Consider the following 22,070-nt stretch of genomic DNA (forward strand, 5'->3'; position numbering starts at 1 on the left):
TATTTTAATCGACTCATTATTTTATAAAATCATAAAATTCTATTAAACATGTGTATTTCCCCCTATTTTCAAGTGAAAACACTCCACTTATAATATTGATTTCGACAAAATCAGAAACATTTTTCCTGATAATAACTTGAAATTCTATTTAAATATTGTTTATTTAACAATCTTTTAATGAAATTCCAAAGATAAATATAAGACTTTTGAACTATGCGTTAATCCCCCAATTTACTGTGTTTTATGGTGCATGTACAATTTGAATTATATTTATTTACTCATTAGGGATAACATTAACCGTAAAGTTATTAATCCTATAACTTTATTAAATTCCTAATCTCGTAATTGTAGTGAAATAAATATAAAACCTAAGAAAAAAGGAGAGACGTAAATGAAGAATAGTAAATTTAAGCCATTAAAAGTGATGACTACTGCAGCTGTAACTACCTTACTCCTTTCATCATTCACAGCTTTTGCGGAAACGAATGACACTTCAATCGCGTCAGAAGTGTTTGAAAATATAGTAGAAAAAGGAAGGAATTTAGTTTTTGATCAGGACAAGTTAGATCCTAGCAGTAATGATTTATATAATAAAGACATTAATAAAGAAGGTTCGATTAATGCCTATAACCCAACTGATGTTGTTCGTTTAATCGTACAAGTGGAACAACCAACAGATGTGGACAATTCATCTAAAAATAAAAAATTATTATTGAAGCAAAAGCAGGACAAAGTTATCGACCAAATCGCTAACACTAAATCAAAAACTCCGTCTAAAGTGAAACACCGTTATTTTGAAGGGTTTAACGGATTCAGTATCGAAACAGAGTTCCAAAATTTAAAGGATATCCAATCCATGCCTGGCGTTACACATGTTCATGTTGCTAGAACATTCCAGGCAACGATGGACGTAAGTAAAGAATTAGTACAAGCTCAAAAAGTATGGGAGCAATACGGATATAAAGGTGAAGGCTTAGTAGTCGCAGTTGTTGATTCCGGAATTGATTATTCTCACAAAGATATGAAACTATCGGATGATGCAAAAGCGAAAGAAAAATGGACTCAAGATCAAATGAGTCAAAAATTGGCAGAGACTGATGTAAACGATATTTGGTATTCCGATAAAGTCCCATCCGGATATGATTGGGCAGACAATGATACAAATGTTATTCCTGCAGCAACTGGTAATCCGCATGGTACACACGTTGCAGGAACAGTTGGAGCAAACGGTGACGAAACGAATGGTGGAGTTGAAGGTATTGCACCAGGTGTTCAACTTTTAGCTGAAAAGGTATTTTCAGATAATGGTGGAGGTGCCCAGGAGGATGATCTTATTGCAGGTATTGAGCATGCCGTTACAATGGGTGCAGATGTTATCAACATGAGCCTAGGTGTTGATTCAGGCTATGTAGATGAAGAATATGATCCGGTTCAAAAAGCGATCCGAGTGGCGACAGAACAGGGTACTCTAGTTGTCGTGGCAGGAGGTAATCAAGCCTACAGTACGAAGAATAACATCACTGGCTCGTCATTAAAACCATATGCAGAAAATCCTGATATTGGAACAGTGGGTGCACCGGGTGTAAGTCCATATGCTCTATCAGTTGCTTCCTATGAAAATCCTAAACTTCATGTAAATAAATTAGATGGAGTAGACGGAATATCGCTCCCTTTCAGAGATCAAACGCAAGTCCCAGCATCGTATAATTTTAAAGTCTCTAAGAATCTTTCACCAGATGTTAGCTACGATGTGGTATACGTAAACGAAGGAAAGTATGCTTCAGATTATCCTAAAGGCAAAACTAACTATATTGCGGTAGTAAAACTATTAAATGCATATAGTACTATTGCATCCATTGGGTTTACTGCAAAGAGTGCGGGAGTAAAGGCTATGATTGTGATACCACCTGCAGCATGGTCAGATTATACTACTCTACCAGTCGGACTTGGAGTACCAACGGCTTCAACAAGTAAATCTGTAGGTGAAGTATTGTTAAGTAAAATGAGTAGTCTGCCAAGTGGTCAATATTTAAGTATGAAAAATACAGGCGCTACTTTGGTAGATAACCCAGCGAAAGACACAATGTCCCATTTTTCAGGTTTAGGTTCACCTAGTACATTAGATTTTAAACCAGAGATTTCTGCTCCTGGTGGAAATATTTATTCCACTATGCCGGGAAATTCTTATGAAGTGATGAGTGGGACATCAATGGCAACTCCTCATGTTGCAGGCGGTTCTGCATTGCTACTGCAGGCACTTTATCAAAAAGGATTAACCCATTCAGAAGATACCGTTTTAAAGGCAAAAATAGCTTTAATGAATACATCTAATGTGGTCATGGATCCAAGAACGAATGGCGAAGCTCCATATTCACCACGTGTACAAGGGTCTGGGTTAATGAAAATTAAAAATGCCATTAACACACCTGTCATTGTGACAAGAAAAGACACGCCTTTAGAACAAGCTGGAGCGGTTGCTTTAAAGGAAATCGATCAAAATACAAGCTTTAAATTAAACGTGGAAGCATTCGATGTTCCTAAGGGTCAAATTAATAGTGCTGATATTGAATACAATGTGTATGTTGATGTACTAAAAGATAAGACTGAAATGAAGGAATTTGACTTAGATGCTGATGGCGTATTGGATTCAAAAGAGTATTTAACATTAACTAGTGAACGTATTGATGGAGCGACTGTCACTGTAAATGACAATGCAGTAACAGATAAAACAGGAGTATTAATTAAAATCAAACCTGGTCAAACAAAACAGCTGACAGTTAATGTGAATTTACCAGATTCCTTAAAGAAAAATAGTTTCGTAGAAGGATTTGTTCGTCTAGTTCCAGTAACCAAAGACCAAGAAAAGGCAGTGCCTTTAACGGTTCCTTATATGGGCTTCTATGGGAAATGGGATGAACTATCGAATATCGATCTTCCAGCATGGGATAAAGATGCCTTTGTCGGGTATACAGCACTTTGGGATGATGCTTCAGAACGTTTCCCATTAGGACATGACCCGGTAACAGGTAAATTCCATTTGAACCGTATTGCCTTCTCACCAAACTTTCAAAACCAAGGGATCTATTCGACCTTTCAAGCGTTACGTAATCTAGAAAAGGTAGAAATGTATGTGGAAGATTCATCTGGAAATATCGTTGAACAGTTAGGCGATTTTAGTGAATACACGGGAACTCCATGGAAATTCAGAAAAAATATTATGTCATATGGTGATACTAGGTATGAAGGATATAAATGGGATATGAAAGACGCATCCGGTCAATTTGTACCAGACGGTGTCTACCAATATGTCATCAAAACTACCTTAGATTATCCGAACGCACGCCCGCAAATAGTGAAAATGCCGATGACAGTCGATTCCGTTTCACCGACGGTTTCCAATGTTCAAATCGCGCCAAAGGACGAAAACGGGAAATACAAAATTTCATTCGATGCGACAGACAATGCAAGTGACTTTAACTCTGCCGTTATTTGGGTGAATGGAAAAACGCATCAACCAACACCAGGCATTGGGCAAAAATCGATACTCACTGCGACAGAGCCGAAAAGTGTTGTAATTTTAGCCGTGGATTATGCAGGAAATATGTCTTGGACGACGTGGGGAGATCCGAGCTATATAAATCCTGGAATGGTGATTCAAACGGTCCAAGTTTATCCTAATACCAATTTGAGTCCAACCAAACCAGCTAATATCTCTGCCTATGCGTATAGCCGAGTCGATTGGGTGTTGACGGTGAAAGATGCAAACGGAAATATTATGGATTCGATGGAAGTCAAAAATGAACACACCGTCCAAACCAAATGGGCCCCTGAAGACCTACCAAATGGCACGTATTATATTTCGTTTGAGGCCACTACCAAAGACGGTTTCAAAGTAACCAGCGTACCTAAAGCGGTAACGGTAGTGAATTAATAGAAAGCAAGGAGACGGTTCTTCTGCTTCCTCCCAATAACTTTTTATATTTCAGTATTGCGAATCATATAGATTTGCTACAGATGAAGCTGACCCTTGCAAAAGGGTTGGCTTTTTTTTATTGCACAGGATCAAGGAAAGTAATGGCCATTCAGCATTAATATTAGATTTCTACATAATGAATACATGTCCAAACTACCATATTGGTTTCTAGTTCTTTATACACATTTTAATTGATTGAATTTATTTATTTTTCACAAAATTTATTAATTATGTTTATTTCCCCCAATTTAAGATAGGGTACTCGACTAATAATGTTGATTTCGACAAAATCTAGATATATTTTTCCCGATAATAACTTGAAATTTTATTTTAATATTGTTTAATTGACAATCTTTTTAATGAAACTTTTAACATTTAAGTCTATCGAACTATGCTTTTATCCCCCGATTTACTGTGATTTTTGGTGTATGTACAATACTAATTGTATTTAATTACTTGCAATGGTTAGTAATGGTAATTTTGATAAATTACTAATCTCGTAAAATGTAATAAATATAGAATTTAAACCAAATAAAAAAGGAGCAAAATTAATGACCAAGAGTAAATTGAAGGCATTTAAGGTGATGACTACTGCAGCTGTAACATCTTTACTTCTTTCATCATTCACAGTTTTTGCGGAAACGAATGACAGTTCAACCCAGTCAGAAGTGTTAGAAGATATAGTGGAACAAGGCCGGAATTTATTTTTTGATAGGGACAAGCTGGAACCTGGAAGTGAGGATATATATTCTAAAGACATAAATAAAGAAGGTTCTATTAAAGCATATAAGCCCAATGATGTGGTTCGTCTAATCGTAGAAGTGGAACAACCAAAAGATGTGGACAATACTTCTAAAAATAAAAAATCATTAATGAAGCAAAAGCAAGACAAAGTCATCGAGCAAATCGCTAACACGAAAACATCTAAATCCAATGCGTCTACTAAAGTGAAACACCGTTATTTTGAAGGGTTTAACGGATTCAGTGTCGAAACAGAGTTCCAAAATTTGAAGGATATCCAATCTATTCCAGGTGTTACGCATGTTCATGTTGCTAGAACATTCGAGGAAACCATGGGAGCAAGTAAAGAATTAGTACAAGCTCAAAAAGTTTGGGAACAATATGGTTATAAAGGTGAAGGCTTGGTAGTGGCAGTCGTTGATTCCGGAATTGATTATACGCACAAGGATATGAAACTATCAGATGAAGCAAAAGCGAAAGAAAAATGGACTCAAGATCAAATGAATCAAAAAATGGAAGAGACAGACGTAAACGAGATTTGGTATTCCGATAAAGTCCCAACAGGCTATGATTGGGCAGATAACGATACGAATGTTATACCTGGAGCAACAGGCAGTGCGCATGGTACTCATGTTGCTGGTACAATTGGTGCAGGTGGAGACGAAACGAATGGTGGAGTTGAAGGTATTGCACCAGGAGTTCAATTATTAGCGGAGAAGGTATTTGCAGATGGTCGCGGTGGTGCTTATGAAGATGATATTATTGCAGGTATTGAGCATGCCGTCACAATGGGTGCAGATGTTATCAACATGAGTTTAGGTGTAGATGCAGGCTATGTAGATGAAGAATTTGATCCGATTCAAAAGGCCATCCGAGTTGCAACAGAACAGGGTACCCTAGTTGTCGTGGCAGCCGGTAATTCTTCCTACAGTACGAAAAATAATATCGTTACGTCTTCATTAAGACCCTATGCAGAAAATCCTGATATCGGAACGGTTGGTGCACCGGGTGTAAGTCCATATGCTCTATCGGTTGCTTCCTATGAAAATTCTAAACTTCATGTACATAAACTAGATGAAGGAAATGGTGTATCGCTCCCTTTCAAGGATCAAACGCAATACCCAGCATCCTATAATTTTAAACTTTCTAAGGTTCTTTCACCAGATGTTAGCTATGAAATGGTATTCGTAGGGGAAGGAAAGAATGCGACTGATTTTCCTATTGGTAAAACTAACTACATTGCTGTTGCAAAAATGTTAAATGCATATAGTGATCATTCATCCATTCAGAGGACAGCTAAGGCTGCCGGAGCAAGTGCATTAATTATAATACCGGCTGCTGTTTTACCAGATTATCCTACTTTACAATTTAGCGTAGCTCCAAATATGGCACGAGCTGCCACTACAGGTAAAGCTGTAGGTGAAGCATTATTGAATAAAATGAGTAGTATGCCAAGTGGTCAATATTTAAGCATGAAATTTACAGGCGATACTTGGGTAGATAACCTTGCGAAAGACACGATGTCCCATTTTTCATCTATTGGTTCACCTAGTACATTAGATTTTAAACCAGAGATTTCTGCTCCTGGTGGAAGTATTTATTCCACTATGCCGGGAAATAATTATGAAGTGATGAGTGGGACATCCATGGCAACTCCTCATGTTGCAGGCGGTTCAGCATTGTTATTGCAGGCACTTTATCAAAAAGGATTAACACATTCAGAAGATACCGTTTTAAAGGCTAAACTTGCTTTAATGAATACAGCTAATGTGGCCATGGATCCAAGAACAAATGGAGAAGTTCCATATTCACCACGTGTACAAGGATCTGGGTTAATGAAAATTCAAAATGCCATTAACACACCTGTCATTGTGACAAGTCAAAACACGCCTTTAGAACAAGCAGGAGCGGTTGCTTTAAAGGAAATAGGTCAAAATACAAGCTTTAAATTAAACATGGAAGCATTCGACGTTCCTAAGGGTAAAAATAATAGTGAAGATATTGAATACAATGTGTATATTGATGTACTGAAAGATAAGACGGAAATGAAGGAATTTGATTTAGATAGTGATGGGGTATTGGACTCAAAAGAATATTTAACATTAACTAGCGAGCGTGTTAATGGTGCGACTGTCACTGTAAATGATCATACAGTAACAGATAAAACAGGAGCATTAATAAAAATCAAACCAGGCCAAACAAAAATGCTTACTGTTAATGTAACATTACCAGATTCCTTAAAGAAAAATAGTTTTGTAGAAGGATTTGTTCGTCTAGTTCCAGTAGCCAAAGACCAAGAAAAGGCAGTACCTTTAACGGTTCCTTATATGGGATTCTATGGGGAGTGGGATGAACCACGAAATATCGATGCTCCTGCATGGGAGAAAGATGCATTTGTAGGATATACGGCACTTTGGGATGAAAGTGCAGAAAGATATCCTTTGGGATATAACCCGTATACTGATACATTCTCTCTTAACCATATTGCCTTCTCACCGAACTATATTAATGATGGAATCTTTCCGTCATTCCAAGCCTTACGTAATTTAGAAAAAGTTGAAATGTATGTTGAAGATTCATCTGGAAATCTTATTAAAAATTTAGGTGATTTTAGTGAATACACTGGAACACCATGGAAATTCAGAAAAAATATTATGTCATATGGGGATATAATGTATGGCGGATATAAATGGGATATGAAGGACACTTCCGGTCAATTTGTACCAGACGGTATTTACCAATATGTAATCAAATCAACATTAGAATATGAAAACGCAAAACCACAGATTGTTAAAATGCCAATGACGGTAGATTCCATCGCTCCGACCGTTTCAAATATTCAAGTAACGCCAAAGAACGGAAAATATGAAGTTTCCTTTGATCCGCAAGATAATGCAACTGACTTTAATTCGGCAGTTCTTTGGGTGAATGGGAATTATTATTCACCTGCAACTGGAGTAAAATCTATACTGTCAAATACAGAACCAAAAAGTATTGTTATTCTAGCAATTGATTATGCAGGAAATCAATCGTACAAAGTTTGGGGAGATACGAGCTATATTAAACCAAGTATGGCCGTTCAAACGATCAGTATAACTCCTTCGGCAAATATTAACCAAACCAAACCAGCAAAAATTTCTGCCTGGGCTTTTGCTAGAGTAGACTGGACGATTAATGTTAAAGATGCAAGCGGACAGATTGTTGACTCGTTTGAAGTGAAAAATGAACATACACTTCAAGCGCAATGGGTACCAAATACAAATCTTCCAAATGGTACGTATTCTATCACGGCCGATGTCGTTGCAAAAGACGGTTTCAAAGTAACAACAACACCCAAACAAGTAACAGTTCTACAACAACCTTAAAAAATTAAACTTAGATTAATTAAAAAGCTATCCTTCCTATTTAATTTAGGAATTGGATAGCTTTTTTTGATCTTTTATTATGCTGATTAATATTCAAAACAAAAATATGAAATTGGTAAAATTTATAGTTACATATTCAACTAATATAATATTGGATAATTCGTGGATATCCCCCAAATTTCATTTACTTCAAAACCCAAATATTAAAACACAGAGATGGGATTTTATAAAAATTTAAGCGATAAAATACTCCATTTTTTATATCTAAATCATTAAAATCCCCCAATTTACTAACATAATTTCCCCAAGTACAATAAAATAAATAGCGATATTTGTTGGAATATTTTAAAAAGAAACACAAATTAAGTCATTTCAGGAGGAGAAGTCAATTGGGGAAAAATAAGTTTAAAAAGATTTTTGCAACGACAACAATGAGTTGTATATTGATGTCTTCAGTCATACCTTTTAATGTTTTAGCTACAAACCCAGTCCAAAATATCACTCAAGGTACGATTCCGAGTAAAGCTCATACGGGGACATATACGCTAACCCCAGAGCAGCTAGAAGCAATGAACAAAATTAGCACAGAGAGTGAAGTGAAAATTTCACCAAATATCAACGTTCACAGTGCTGATCCAGTTCGCGTCATTGTTGAATTTAAACAAGCTCCAGCAGAAGTAGCGGTAGTTCAGCAGCAATTAGGAGGTAACGAGATTTCATTGACAGACGCTGCTAAAAAGGTTAAAGATTCTCATAAAAAGTTTAAAGATTATGTTCAAGGATTGGGGAAACAAAAAGAAGAAAGTAGTGTCATTACCCCGTCTACTCCTGCTTCACAACCAGAAATTAAGATTACTAGAGAATACCAGCACTCGTTTAACGGAGTAGCGATGACACTCCCAGGAACAGATGTGGATAAACTTTTAGAATCAGGCTTAGTCAGCAGTATTTATGAAGATCGAGTTGTAAAGCTTGATCCAAAAGAATTAAATGGGTCCTATAAAGATAATTTGTCAGCTGGAAACGAGCAAGTAAAATCAGCTGCAACCTCAATCCAGCAGCAAAGTGTTTCCGAGCAAAATACTTCTACAAAAACGTTGAAAGAGAATTATATTCCACTTCCAGGTATTGAAGATTTGCATAATGATAGTGTTACGGGTAAGGGAATTAAAGTCGGCGTTCTCGATACGGGTATTGATTACAACCATCCAGATTTAACAAACGCATATAATGGATATCGTAAAAAAGATGGAGAAGATGCAAAGACTATTGATCCGACAACTGTAAAAGGTTGGGATTTTGTCGGTGATGATGCTGATCCCATGGAGACAACATACCAAGATTGGATAAATGAAGGAAAGCCGGAGTATCCTGGTCATTCATATTATACGTCTCACGGTACTCACGTAGCAGGAACGATTGCAGGTCAAGGGGAAAATAGTGTTGATAATCCTTCTTTAGGTGTAGCGCCTGATGTTGATTTATATAGTTACCGTGTGTTAGGTCCATATGGTAGCGGATGGTCTAGTGACATTATTGCAGGTATCGATAAAGCTGTAAAAGATGGAATGGACGTTATTAACTTGTCATTGGGTGTTGCCGTAAACGACCCGTTAATTGCAGAATCCGTTGCCATTAATAATGCTACACTTGCTGGTGTGACATGTACAGTATCAGCTGGTAACGCAGGTCCAGGTGAGAAAACGCTTGGATCTCCAGGAACAGCAGCGTTTGCTATCACAGTTGGAGCAAGCGACTTCCCGATGGGCATTCCTACAGCATCAGCGACCGTTGGCAGTGAAACGTTCAACAACATGAAGCTTTTAGGTAAAGGCTTTAATGACAATTTAGAAACGTTAGTGAATAAAACGTATCCTGTTGTTTATGTTGGATTAGGTGGGGAAAACGATTTTAAAGATGCTAATGGTCAACCAATTGACTTAACAGGAAAAGTAGCATTAATTCAGCGTGGATCGTACGCGTTAGCCGATAAGGTGGTCAATGCTAAAAAAGCGGGAGCAGCCGCTGTGATTATGTATAACAATGTCGATGGCGAAATCGACAGTTATCTTGCTAATGAAACCAATTTCATCCCTGCTTTCCGTATAACGAAAGCGGATGGAGAGCGATTAAAAGCGGCAGCAGGATCTTCTTCAATTACTTTTAGTAATGTTGGTTCAATTACGACAGAAGGAAATCATCTAGCGGGCTTCAGCTCAAGAGGACCTGCTACGAAGAACTATGACATTAAACCTGATGTAGTAGCACCTGGTGTATCTGTTCATTCTACTTACCCGGAATACATTCATAGTCCAGAAGACGGAATCGATTATTCGTCAGCATACGCACGTATTTCTGGAACGTCGATGGCATCGCCTCATGTAGCCGGTATTGCTGCTCTTATTTTACAAGCAAATCCAGACTACACTCCGTTTGATGTGAAAGCGGCGTTAATGAATACATCAGATAAATTATCTGGCGATTATTCTGTATATGAAGTAGGAGCAGGATTAGTCGATGTAAAAGAAGCCGTTCATTCAGATGTATCTGTTAAAGTTATGGACAAGACGCAAAATAAAGATCAAAACGGCAGCCTTGTCACGATTGACGAAGAAACAGGATCAATTGCTTATGGTACGATTTATAGAAAAGAAAACGCTACGAATGAAGACAGTCGTAAAGTTGTTCTTAAAAATAAAGGAACTGTAGCAAAAACTTTTGATATCAGTTATGAATATTCGAAGGCTAAAAGTGGCGTTCTTGACGCAGTGTCCAATAAGGTAGAAATGACGACATCTGCACAGTCGTTAACTGTTGAACCGGGGCAATCCGCTGATTTAACAGCGACGATTCGTGTACCAGGAACAGCAAAAACGGGCAGATACGAAGGTTATGTGAATATTGTCAATCATGCAAATCCACAAGAAAGCTATCGTGTTCCGTTCGCTGTTCGTGCAGTTGAAAAAGGGATTAATAGTATTGAGGTGAGTAATCCAGCCATCAGTACCGTGAAATGGGATCCTGCACATCCATTTATGAATGGTCCTGTGTATATGGTGAAATTTAAATTAAATAGCCCGATGAAAAATGTTCGAGCGATTTACTATGACAAAGACGGTCGTGCACTAGGAAGCACAAGTCCAAGAACTATCAATGCTGGAACTGCACCGATAGACGAAGATTTATTTTTAAGCTTTGGCGCTTCTTACTATCCGTTTATTGGAGATCCAAAAGATGAGATAACGGATATTAACCTACCACAATCAGTATTAGCAGAAGGTCAATATACTCTGAAGCTAAGAGCAGTAGATGCAGACGGTATTTCATACGAGGAATCTCATGAGTTTATTGTGGACAATACATTACCTAAGCTTACCTTTAAAGATAAAGCTCCTGGTAAAGTATATGAGCTAAAAGATTCAGACTTTACACAAGAAACACTAAACGGTAATTCTCATAACGCATTTTGGATTCATGCAAATCTTTATGATGAAGGTGCAAATCAATTAGCACCACTTGGTCTTACACAGTCTTCGAACACACTATTCTATTATCAAAATCAGAAAATATTCCCTAATGGAGATTTTCCTGTTGAAGCGAACGGAGACGTGAAATTTGGTATTGAGAAAGAAGACATTGAGAATGGTCCTGCAACCCTTATTTTATTCCCAATGGATAAGGCTACAAACGCCCATTTATTAAATGAATTTTATCCTTATGCCTTTGTTAAGGAAGGTACGCCGTATGTAGTGCCTACCTACGATAAAGAAAAAGTGTATAAAAACGATACGTTAACAATGACTTTAAGTTTAAACAATGTTGAGAAACTTATGTCCGGTACGTACGATCTAGGTTATTATACGAACTTTGAATTTTTAGATGTAAAAGTGAATCAAGAGTTCCAACAATATGCACAAGATAAAGGCTTGACTGTAACTGTAGACGAACCAGTCGTAAAGGAGCACTCAGTTTATACCTGGTCTAAAAAAATGGTTAACGTAGGAGCTCATATAAGCGGAGATGGATTCCAAGGATTTAGCGGGGATAGCCCGTTCCTTGATGTAACGTTTAAGCTTGTAGACGATCATTTCTATATTCTTGCAGATACAATGGACGGAGAAGAAAATACGAAAGACTTCAGCTACACGAAGTTTGGAGAGTCTGAACCAACAAAAATGACTCTGTTCAACCAGATTGACAGCTACAAAATTATACCGAAGCATTCGTATGTAGTTTCATATGTACGTCTTCAAGCTTTCAACGGTCAATGGAGTAAAGATTTTTCGAAAGTTGGAGCAACAGTATACGCGCAAAGTTCTAACGGAGAGAAATACCCAGGGACAGTTGATAATTACGGTTATATCGACGTAAAGAATATTCCTCTTTCAAAAGAACCATATAATATTGTAGTGGAAGCTCCTGGACATTTAAAGAGTATACAAAAAGTGACTCTAGGTGCAAAAACGACTTGGGGCGAGGAAGTTGGTCAGTATTTATACGCTACATCTAAGCAACCAGTTTCTGCTGCAGGTGATGTAAATGGTGATGGCGTTATTGATGTCCTTGACGTTAAGAAAGTAGCGAATAAAATTGGTATGCAAGATACAGAGACCTTCAAAATAGAAGATTTGAACCAAGACGGCATTGTTAATGAAACAGATATGATGTTTATTGTTCAGAATTTGTATAAATCAAACGCAGATGCAACCGTTAAGCCGAAAGAACAAGTTGCTGGTAAGTACAGTACACATTACTTCAATGAATTGGGAATTGCATCTACTGTTAACACATTGAAAAATACTACTATATTTAAAAATACGGCCGCTCTTAGCTGGATTACCGCTGTCAATGCAACGGAAGTAAAAATTGAGCAATCGAGCGATAATGGTGTTACATGGAGCGCTGCGACAACAGAACAACCAGTTAAAGTAGACTCTAACAAAGCGGTAATAACAGGATTGTCAGCTAATACTTCCTACAAGTTTAGAGTGAAAGTAACAGGTGGATTGAACGCGGGTATATCTAACGTTGTAACGGTAACAACAGCAGATCCATTACTACCTGCTAAAAAGTAAAAAGAACAACAATTAAAACCGCATTCAACACCGGCGGACAATAGTGAAATAATCTAAGGTAATGAAAAGTGCTGCTCTTTGAAAGAGTAGCACTTTTATTTATGGGCTTAGGAAATGATACCAATGAGAATGAGAACGTGGAAAGGATTTTGTGTCATTCTTTTTTCTAATATTAATGTTGAAGAATATTAAAATACATTAGATTTTCAACCAGAGATTTCTGTTCCTGGTTGAAATATTTATACAACTGTACAAGGAAATGATTATAAAGTTATGAGAGATACAATTCGATTATTAAAAGCTATCCTTCCTATTTATTTAAGGAATTTGATAGATTTTTTCTTTAAAATCAATATGCGCTCGACAATTTTCTTGAGAATTTCTAATATTACCCCAAATACAAAGTAACAATTTATTTCCTTTATTTAACATAGCATCCTTTTCTTAGTCGACTTTATTCGCTAATTAACTAAAAATCTATCATTTATTAGCAAAAAACCCAATTATTTATTTTTTGGGAAGAAAAACGTCTATTCGAAAAGGTAGTTTTCCCCCAATGTACGATTTATATAAATGCTATTATAATATAATTATATTTAAGTATTTAGAAAATTATTAATACTTTAATATTTTGCGAAAGTATGGGCAAGTAGATCATCTATTAAATTGCTCATAGTTTTATATATTAAAAGGAGGGTAAATATGAGTAAGAGAATGAGACAAAAAAAGAGAATGGTATCCATCTTTTTGTTGATTGTAATGCTTTTAAACTTTGTACTACCTCAGAGTGGAACAGTCGTACAAGCTGCTCCTAATCCAAGTCAGCAAAGTGTATCAAGTGGAACTTTTAATGCAAAAGAAGTAAACCGCATTCTTGCAGGTCTTACTCCTGAGCAAAAAGCAAACATTAATAAGCTTACGGGAGCAGATATTGCGCAAAAAATCCATGTAGAGCAAAAGGATTTACGTAAATCAGGTAACATTCAAGTCATAGTTCAGTTTAAAACCGATCCAGCGAAAATCCAAGTCATCAAACAATCACTTAAAAAAGGTGGGGCAACAGCGGGCGCTCAAGCATTTGCGTCTGAATTTGTAGAAGCTCAACAAAAAGTGAAAGATTCTCACAAAGCGTTTCAATCCTTTGTCAATACGCAGGTGAAAACGCAAGTGATCGGCGGAAAAACGGTCAATACCAAGATGAGTATTACGCGAAAATACACGGATGCCTTTAATGGTGTAGCGTTAACTCTTCCAGGAAATCAAGTTGGAAAATTAGCGGAAAACCCTGAAGTAGCTTCCGTTTGGCCATTAGTGGAGTATTCGGCGTCGGAATCAGGAAACACATCAAAGACTTCGGAAGCAGGTAATGTAGGTAAGCCAACTGGTGGTCTTACATTAATGGGAGTCGACAAGCTTCAAGCGGAGGGGCATACAGGAATTATCAAAACGGGTCCTCGTACAGGTCAAAAAGTAAAAGTCGGGGTATTAGATACAGGGATTGACTATAATCATCCAGACCTTTACAAGGTGACACATGATGCGAATGGGAACCTTTATGGAGGGCATGACTTTGCCAATCCTACGCTGGATGCGCAAGGAAATATCAATTTAATTGATGACCATGACCCAATGGAAACGATTTATCCGGATTGGGTGGAAGCGAGGGCAAATCCAAATCCAAATCCTATCACTATGCCGGCTCCAGCAGATTACAAACAATATATCACATCTCACGGAACGCATGTTTCGGGGACGATTGCAGCCAACACAACGAATAATAACGGCGTGTTTTCAGCAAATGGGATGGCGCCAGATGTGGAACTTCATGGATATCGTGTATTAGGGCCAGGCGGATCCGGTTTATCAGACTCCGTTTTAAAAGGGATTGACCAAGCCGTAATAGATCAAATGGATGTCATCAATCTTTCTTTAGGGGCAAATCAAAACGACCCATTCTACCCAACAAGTATTGCGATTAACAACGCTACGTTAGCGGGTGTGGTCTGTTCGGTTTCAGCAGGTAACAGTGGTCCAGGTGTCGCAACAGTCGGTTCACCAGGAACGTCTCCACTAGCGATTACGGTTGGGGCAAGTAGTATACCAGTAGAAATACCTGTGATGACTGTAAAAAATGGAAATACTTCTTACCAAGCTCGTTTATTCGGTAAAACTTTTGCAGATGCCGATGATGCGCTAAAAGGTCAAACATTACCAATCGTAGATGTTGGTTTAGGTAGTGCAGCGGATTACCAAGGAAAAGACGTAAAAGGGAAAATCGTACTTGTCCATCGCGGTGGAGAGTTTTTGCAAACGAAAATGGCCAATGCTCATAATGCTAGCGTAAAAGCAATGATCATTTGGGATAATCAAGACGATACTGAAACACAAGGATATATCCCAAATTTCTTAGGTGTAAGCCAAGATAATGTTTATTCGATTTCCTTGACGCAAGCACAGGGTCAAGCCCTAACGAACGCGATTAAAGCAGATCCAAACTCAGCAAGCGTTACGTTCCCAATGACTCTTGATGCACCTATCAAGAAAAATGGCGATGAACTAGCAGGCTTCAGTTCAACAGGTCCCGTTAAAGATTGGACCATTAAACCAGATGTAGTGGCACCTGGTGTTGACATTTTGTCGACAGTTCCATATGACGTATGGAGTCCACAAGAAGGCGTTACCCAACATGATTATCAGTATGCTTATGAAGCAATGTCAGGTACGTCTATGGCGGCACCTCATACAACAGGGGCAATCGCACTTGTACTTGCCGCTCATCCAGATTACACGCCAGCTGACGTGAAAACGGCTTTAATGAATACGGCGAAAGACATAAACACCGATTCGAAAACGTATAGCGTCTATCAAGTAGGTGCAGGTCGTATTGATCCTGAGAGAGCGATCAAATCGGATGTTAAAGTCCAAGTAGAAGACCTATCAACGACGATTGTGGATGGAAAAACGGAACCAATTGCTCACAAAAACGGAAGCATGTTCTTTGGTTTTAAAGGCCGTGGTGACGGTGCAACAAATGGCTCAGATGATGTCGTTTCGTCAAAAGACTTCAACGTTGTTAACCAAGGAGATAGCCCTAAAACCTTTAAGGTGAGCACCGAGTTTCTTTCTACGAAATTTGCTTTATCCAATAAAGTAGGTCCTGGAACAGGAAATGATGTGAAGGTTGATTTTACGAACGGCGGGGAAAAAGTCACTAGCATCTTGGTCGGTGGGAAAAACACAGCGAAAACAACCGCGACCATCACCGTACCATCGAACGCATTAGAGGGCACCTATGAAGGGTATGTCCATCTTGTCAATGAGGCGGATGCAAGCGAAACGTATCGCATACCGTTCACGGTTACAGTGGCAGAAAAAGGAATTGATACGTTTAAGGTTGCGATCAAAGCAACGACAGTGGGTAACCTTTCAGCCTATTATTTAACCGTGAATAACCAAATGGAAAACTTCTATATTCTCATAAAAGACAAAGATGGAAAATATATCGGTTTAGCGAACACGTTAAGTAATGGTAAAAACTTTACCCCAGGTGTTCACTACGGTCCTTTGATCACCCTTTTCAGAGGAATGTATCTTCCATTTACGAAAGACTATGATGGAACGTATGACCAGTCTGGAATCTCAAGTAATATAGCCGTTTTACCAGAAGGTTCTTACTCTCTTGAGATGATTGCGACGGATAAAGATGGGAAACGCTACACAGCAGAAGACACTGTCTATGTAGACGGGACACCACCAACAATGACGATGGACAAGGATTCAAACGGTGGCATTTATGAAATTAATACTGCAGGGTACCTACCAGGGCAAGAGATTAAAGGATTTTATGGTACCGTTTATGATTCGAACATTGATGTCATGAAAAATAATGGTGAAACGAGTGTTCCAAGTCCGAAAGACGGGGTAACACCAGTCCCTGTTGATCAAGGATTGAACGCTGTTGTGGGCTACCAAGATAGTATGTTCCCAACTGTATTCTTCAATACAGATGAGAATGGTCGCTTCCATTTTGGTGTCACAGCGGAGGATGTAGCGAGCAAATTTGGTAGTGAATTTATTCTTAATCCCGTCGACTATTCGGGTGCAGAAGATTACGATGTGAAAAAAGAGACTTATTATTTTATCAAAAAGGGTAATCCGTATATAACGTTAACTTCATCGAATGGAGTCGATGCAGGTCCAGGAAATGAAGATAAAGTGGTTGTCGATAATAATAAACCGTTCAAAACGACGATTGCAACCAAATATGGAATCGGCATGACGGGTGCGACCATCACGCTGAATGATAGCAAAGTGTATTCATTTAGCCATATCAGACTAACCGATGAATATAAAGAGTATCTCGTTGGAAAAGGGATTAACCTTGATGACGTTGCTTTAACAGTCAGTGAACCCTATGTTCATCCGGTGTATCAAGTCGGTAAAAACATTGATGTCACCATCTCTGGAATCGGTGCAGCAGGTGCCTTAGACCACGATATGAAGATTATCGAAGCAGATGTTACTTATGAGAACCCTGACCCCATTACAGGACCAGTTGACTTCGTTTTATTAAAATCGAATTTAACCTTGTCAGGTGAGGATACCCAAGTAGCATGGTTCCCAACCAATACACCGAATGTGCGTCAGTCCATCTCTGTCCTTCGAGGTCGTGTGGCGGCGGAATCGTTCCAAAAAAACAACGTAAACAATCAATATCCACAGTTTACGGTGGAATCAGGAGCGAAGGTAACGGTTAGAGACGATAAGGGTAAAACCTTTACAACAGACAACCCTACCTCATTTAATAATACAATCAAGTATACGTTCATCGACCCGTATTATGCCGTGACGATGGATGTAAGTGATCAACCATATTCTGTTGAAGCGAGTGTTCCAGGACATTTCAAGGGATATGAAAAAACACCTGTCATTGGTGAAAACAAATTTGGTTATCAATCAGGTACCGTCAAAGATCTTCCGGGTCTCTTCCCGATTCTTTTAGGTGGAGATGTCAATGGCGACAACGTCATCGACATGAAAGATTTGCTGAATGAAATCGATGTCTACTATCAGTACAAAAACCTAAATAATTTTAATAATCCAGATAATACAGTAGCGAAAAAGACGGCGTTCTTGAACACCAACCGTAACGCAGATATTTATTGGATCAAGCCAACGGGGTTTGGTTACGGAATTGATTACAACGATTTCTATTTCATCTTTAAAAACTTTGGGGAGAAAAATAAAAGTGCCATTGATGCAGGTTTAACGGTTCCAAATGCTCAAATGACAGTCGATCAAGACATGACGATTACGACTCAGTATGGTGGTAGCATCACGTTAAATGCAGGCGACACCTTGCAACAAGTGATGCAAAAGTTAAATTTTGCAGCTCCAGCCCAAGCAATCGCATCAACACCGAAGTTACAGGACTTGCAGAATGGGGCTACGATTTCACTTGCTCCAACAAGCCCAGTGTTCGTGGATGATGTAGTATGGAGAAAAGCGATTACGAACATCACGCTTAATTCAACAGATGTCACCGATCAAGTGACCATCGCGAAGGGTTATACGTACTTTGATGCAAATGGTGCAACACAGTCGATGTCATCGAAGATTACGTTCCCTGGTTCTTTATTCCCTACGGCTACGAGTTACACTATGACCGTGAAGGCTACAGGATACCAAGATGTGGTCAAAACTTTTACGATTTCAACTGTCCCAATTCCGACGCCTGCGGTACCGATTATCACAGACCCGGCCGTAGCTCATATCGGGCAGGATTTAACGTTAACCTTCTCGGAAGATGCGAACTGGCGAAATGGAATCAATAAAGTGATCGTGACGACAAACAATGGTAAAAATATGGATATCACAACGTTAATCAATCCAGATACGAATCAAAAATATTACGATATTAGTCAGCCTGGAAAAATTACGTTGAACGCGAAAACATTTATGACGAATTCAACGCTTGACCCGAATAACCCTGCTTCATATGGTAATGCGACGGTCGACCCTGGTGGGGCGAAATTCCTGCCGCAGCTTTACAAAATCACCATTGGTTCTAATGGTAATGGCAATGCTTATCCAGATGTCATTGCAGGTTATGACCCAGTTTATACAGGTCAACAGCCGGTTGGTTACAGCATTACGTTTAACAGCCAAGGCGGCTCGACGATTCCATCAATGGCTGTCGGTTTTAAAGCAAGTTCAAGTAGGTCTAACGGTCCGAGTAGTAGTTTAATAGGCTCGTTTAATCCTACACCAACAAAAGAGGGATATAAATTCCTTGGTTGGTGGAGCGATCCAGCTGGAACGATATACTGGGATCCTTCAGGGGTCTTAACAGCAGACAAGACGGTTTATGCGAAATGGCAAATGAATACCACTCAAAACTATTCACCTGTTGATGCAGCGGACCCGAATGGGTTAAAATTCGACGGAAGTAACGGTGCTGTGAGTGGAAAAGGTTGGGTACTTGGGGAAGGCGATTTAAACATCAACATCCCAGACTATTTAACCAATGTTTCATGGTTAACAGGAAAAGAGAAGATTTCCAAAATTGAGGCGACTTTCTATAAACTAAATAGTGATGGTTCAACAGCCACAACACCAACGACTTATACGTTAGACCCAACTACCTATGACTTAACGTCAAACGGTAGTAACGGAATCCTTTCCTTCAAAACAGCCACACATGATCATGCTGTTCAAGCTGGTCAAAGTAACTTGGGAGAGAAATTTGCGTTCAGTGAAATGCCAACACTTGCTAATATTGGGGCGATCAAAGGGTATAAGGTCACGATAACGGCAACGACAGGAGAAACGGTGACAATCCCTGATATTAGTCTTGGATACAGACGTCATATTGATTTAAACGGCGGAACATTAAAAAATGCAAATGACTTATTCTTGGCTGATCAGCTTATCAATACAAAAGCGAGTGCGCCAACGATGTCACAGGTTCCATCACATGTCACAAAAGGCGATCTGACACCTAGTCTATACCTCTATTTAGACGCAGCGGGTTCAAGCGACAAGAAGTCCACTATTACAGACGGTCCGATTCTTTTAACGGATAATGCCATCTACTATTTAGGTTGGACAAAAGTACCACCTGCGGTTTCAAAGGATACAGTTGGAAACATTGTAGGTAGTGAAATTACGTTAACGTTCAACGATGACGGAACATGGAAAAAGAACATCAAAGCAGTGCAAATTGGTTCTAAAACATTAGTAGCAAATACAGATTACACGATGACGGATAACAGCATCATTCTTAACCATAACCTATTCACAAACGGACAAAAGGTCAATGTGACGATTGTTTCGGAAGGGTATCGGGACGCGATTGTGACCGATCAAGTCATCGGTTATACGGTAACGTTTGAATCAAATGGAGGAGATCCTGTTCCAGCTCAAATCGTAGACAGAAGTGCTTCAAAACCAATTGATCCAGCAAAAGTTGGCTTTAAGTTCTACGGTTGGTATAGTGATCAAAACTTAACAACACCATATGATTTTGCAAGCATTGTTACAAAACCGATCACGCTTTATGCAAAATACGCATTAGCAGGTTCTGTTGTTACGCCAGATACAACCGATTATGCTCTAGGGAACAAAATAGAGCTTGAATTCAGTGATAGTGACTGGGCAAAAGCGATTAGTAGCATCACGATAAACGGTATTGCGGTAGACCAAGCGAAGTACAGTGTAGATACGGTTAACCGTACAATTACGCTAGATAAGAGCCTGTTCTCAAGAGCAAGAGATTACACGATTCTTATCAAGGCAACGGACTATGCGGATGTGACACTTGTTCAAAAAGTAGTGAATGGATATAATGTACATTTCGTAGTTCAAGAAAATGCTCCATTTGCCGTACAGGACAAAATTGTAGTACGCAGAATCACAGAACCAGTTGTTTATGGTTATGATTTAACTTGGTTCGCAGATGAGGCATGTACTCTTCCATGGGAATTCACAAACTCTATCTATTCTGATAGAACACTTTATGGAAAATGGACACCACATAAATTCAGTGTTGTCTTCGATCATCAAGATGGTAGTTTAGTAGATAGCAAGACAGGAGATTATTTAAAAACAATTACGGCTCCAACTGTACCAACAAGACCTGGTTACGCATTCCTTGGTTGGTATAAAGATGCTGCAGGTAAAACGGCTTGGAATTTTGCGACAGATAAGGTTGAAGCTGATACAAGACTTTACGCAAAATGGGCAGCGGGTGTAGAAAACAATGGGCATTACAACAAGGATGTCAGTATTACCTTTACTGAAGCAACAGCTAAATTAGATGGCAAAGATTACACAAGCGGAACGGCAGTTACTAGTGAGGGTAACCACACATTAGTGGTAACCGACGCATCCGGAAACGAAACAACGGTGAAATTTACCATTGATAAAACACCTCCAGTCGTAACGGGTGTAAGCAACAATGGACTCTACAACAAAGATGTGATCATTTCCTTTAATGAAGGAACGGCTAAATTAGATGGGAATGATTTTACAAGCGGTAAGACAGTTACAAGCGAAGGAAGTCACACATTAGTGGTAACCGACGCAGCTGGAAACGAAACAATCGTAAACTTTACAATTGACAAAACAGTTCCAAATGCGCCGACAGTTGATACAGTGACTTCTAAGACAAGAGAAGTAACAGGTACAGCTGAAGCAAACTCTACGATTTATGTAAAAGAAGGTAAAGATACAATTGGAATTGGAAAAACGGATCAAGATGGTAAGTTCACTATTTCCATTGAGAAACAAAAAAAAGGCACAAACCTTTACGTAACAGTGAAAGACCAAGCAGGTAACGTAAGTGCTGCTACAAAAGTAACTGTTACTAAATAAGAAACAAAAATATCCCTGAAAATTTTCAGGGATATTTTTGTT

4 protein-coding genes are annotated in these 22,070 nt (G+C 38.7%); all 4 read left to right on the forward strand.

Features of this window, described 5'->3' with window-relative positions; genetic code table 11:
• Window positions 1–391: 391 nt before the first annotated feature.
• The 4 genes from ACY3XC_RS22765 to ACY3XC_RS22780 all read left to right on the forward strand — a co-directional run bounded on the left by ACY3XC_RS22765 (window position 392) and on the right by ACY3XC_RS22780 (window position 22,028).
• Entirely contained in the window at window positions 392–3,931 is a 3,540-nt protein-coding gene (locus ACY3XC_RS22765; protein ID WP_464870589.1) for a S8 family serine peptidase, read from the forward strand.
• 593 nt (window positions 3,932–4,524) lie between these two features.
• A complete protein-coding gene (locus tag ACY3XC_RS22770; protein ID WP_464870590.1) occupies window positions 4,525–8,079 on the forward strand; it encodes a S8 family serine peptidase in 3,555 nt (1,184 codons plus the stop codon).
• A gap of 389 nt (window positions 8,080–8,468) precedes the next feature.
• Window positions 8,469–13,154 carry a S8 family serine peptidase gene (locus ACY3XC_RS22775; RefSeq protein ID WP_464870591.1) on the forward strand — a complete coding sequence of 1,562 codons (4,686 nt, stop codon included), beginning with the start codon at window positions 8,469–8,471 and terminating at the stop codon, window positions 13,152–13,154.
• A 702-nt stretch (window positions 13,155–13,856) separates the two neighbouring features.
• On the forward strand, window positions 13,857–22,028 hold the full coding sequence (locus ACY3XC_RS22780) for a S8 family serine peptidase (protein WP_464870592.1): 8,172 nt from the start codon (window positions 13,857–13,859) through the stop codon (window positions 22,026–22,028).
• Window positions 22,029–22,070 lie beyond the last annotated feature (42 nt).

It is taken from the genome of Bacillus sp. CZDM1 (assembly GCF_055502545.1).

Coding starts and splice junctions, on each gene's coding strand:
- ACY3XC_RS22765 (WP_464870589.1), top strand. CDS start 392: ATGAAGAATAGTAAATTTAAGCCATTAAAAGTGATGACTACTGCAGCT.
- ACY3XC_RS22770 (WP_464870590.1), top strand. CDS start 4,525: ATGACCAAGAGTAAATTGAAGGCATTTAAGGTGATGACTACTGCAGCT.
- ACY3XC_RS22780 (WP_464870592.1), top strand. CDS start 13,857: ATGAGTAAGAGAATGAGACAAAAAAAGAGAATGGTATCCATCTTTTTG.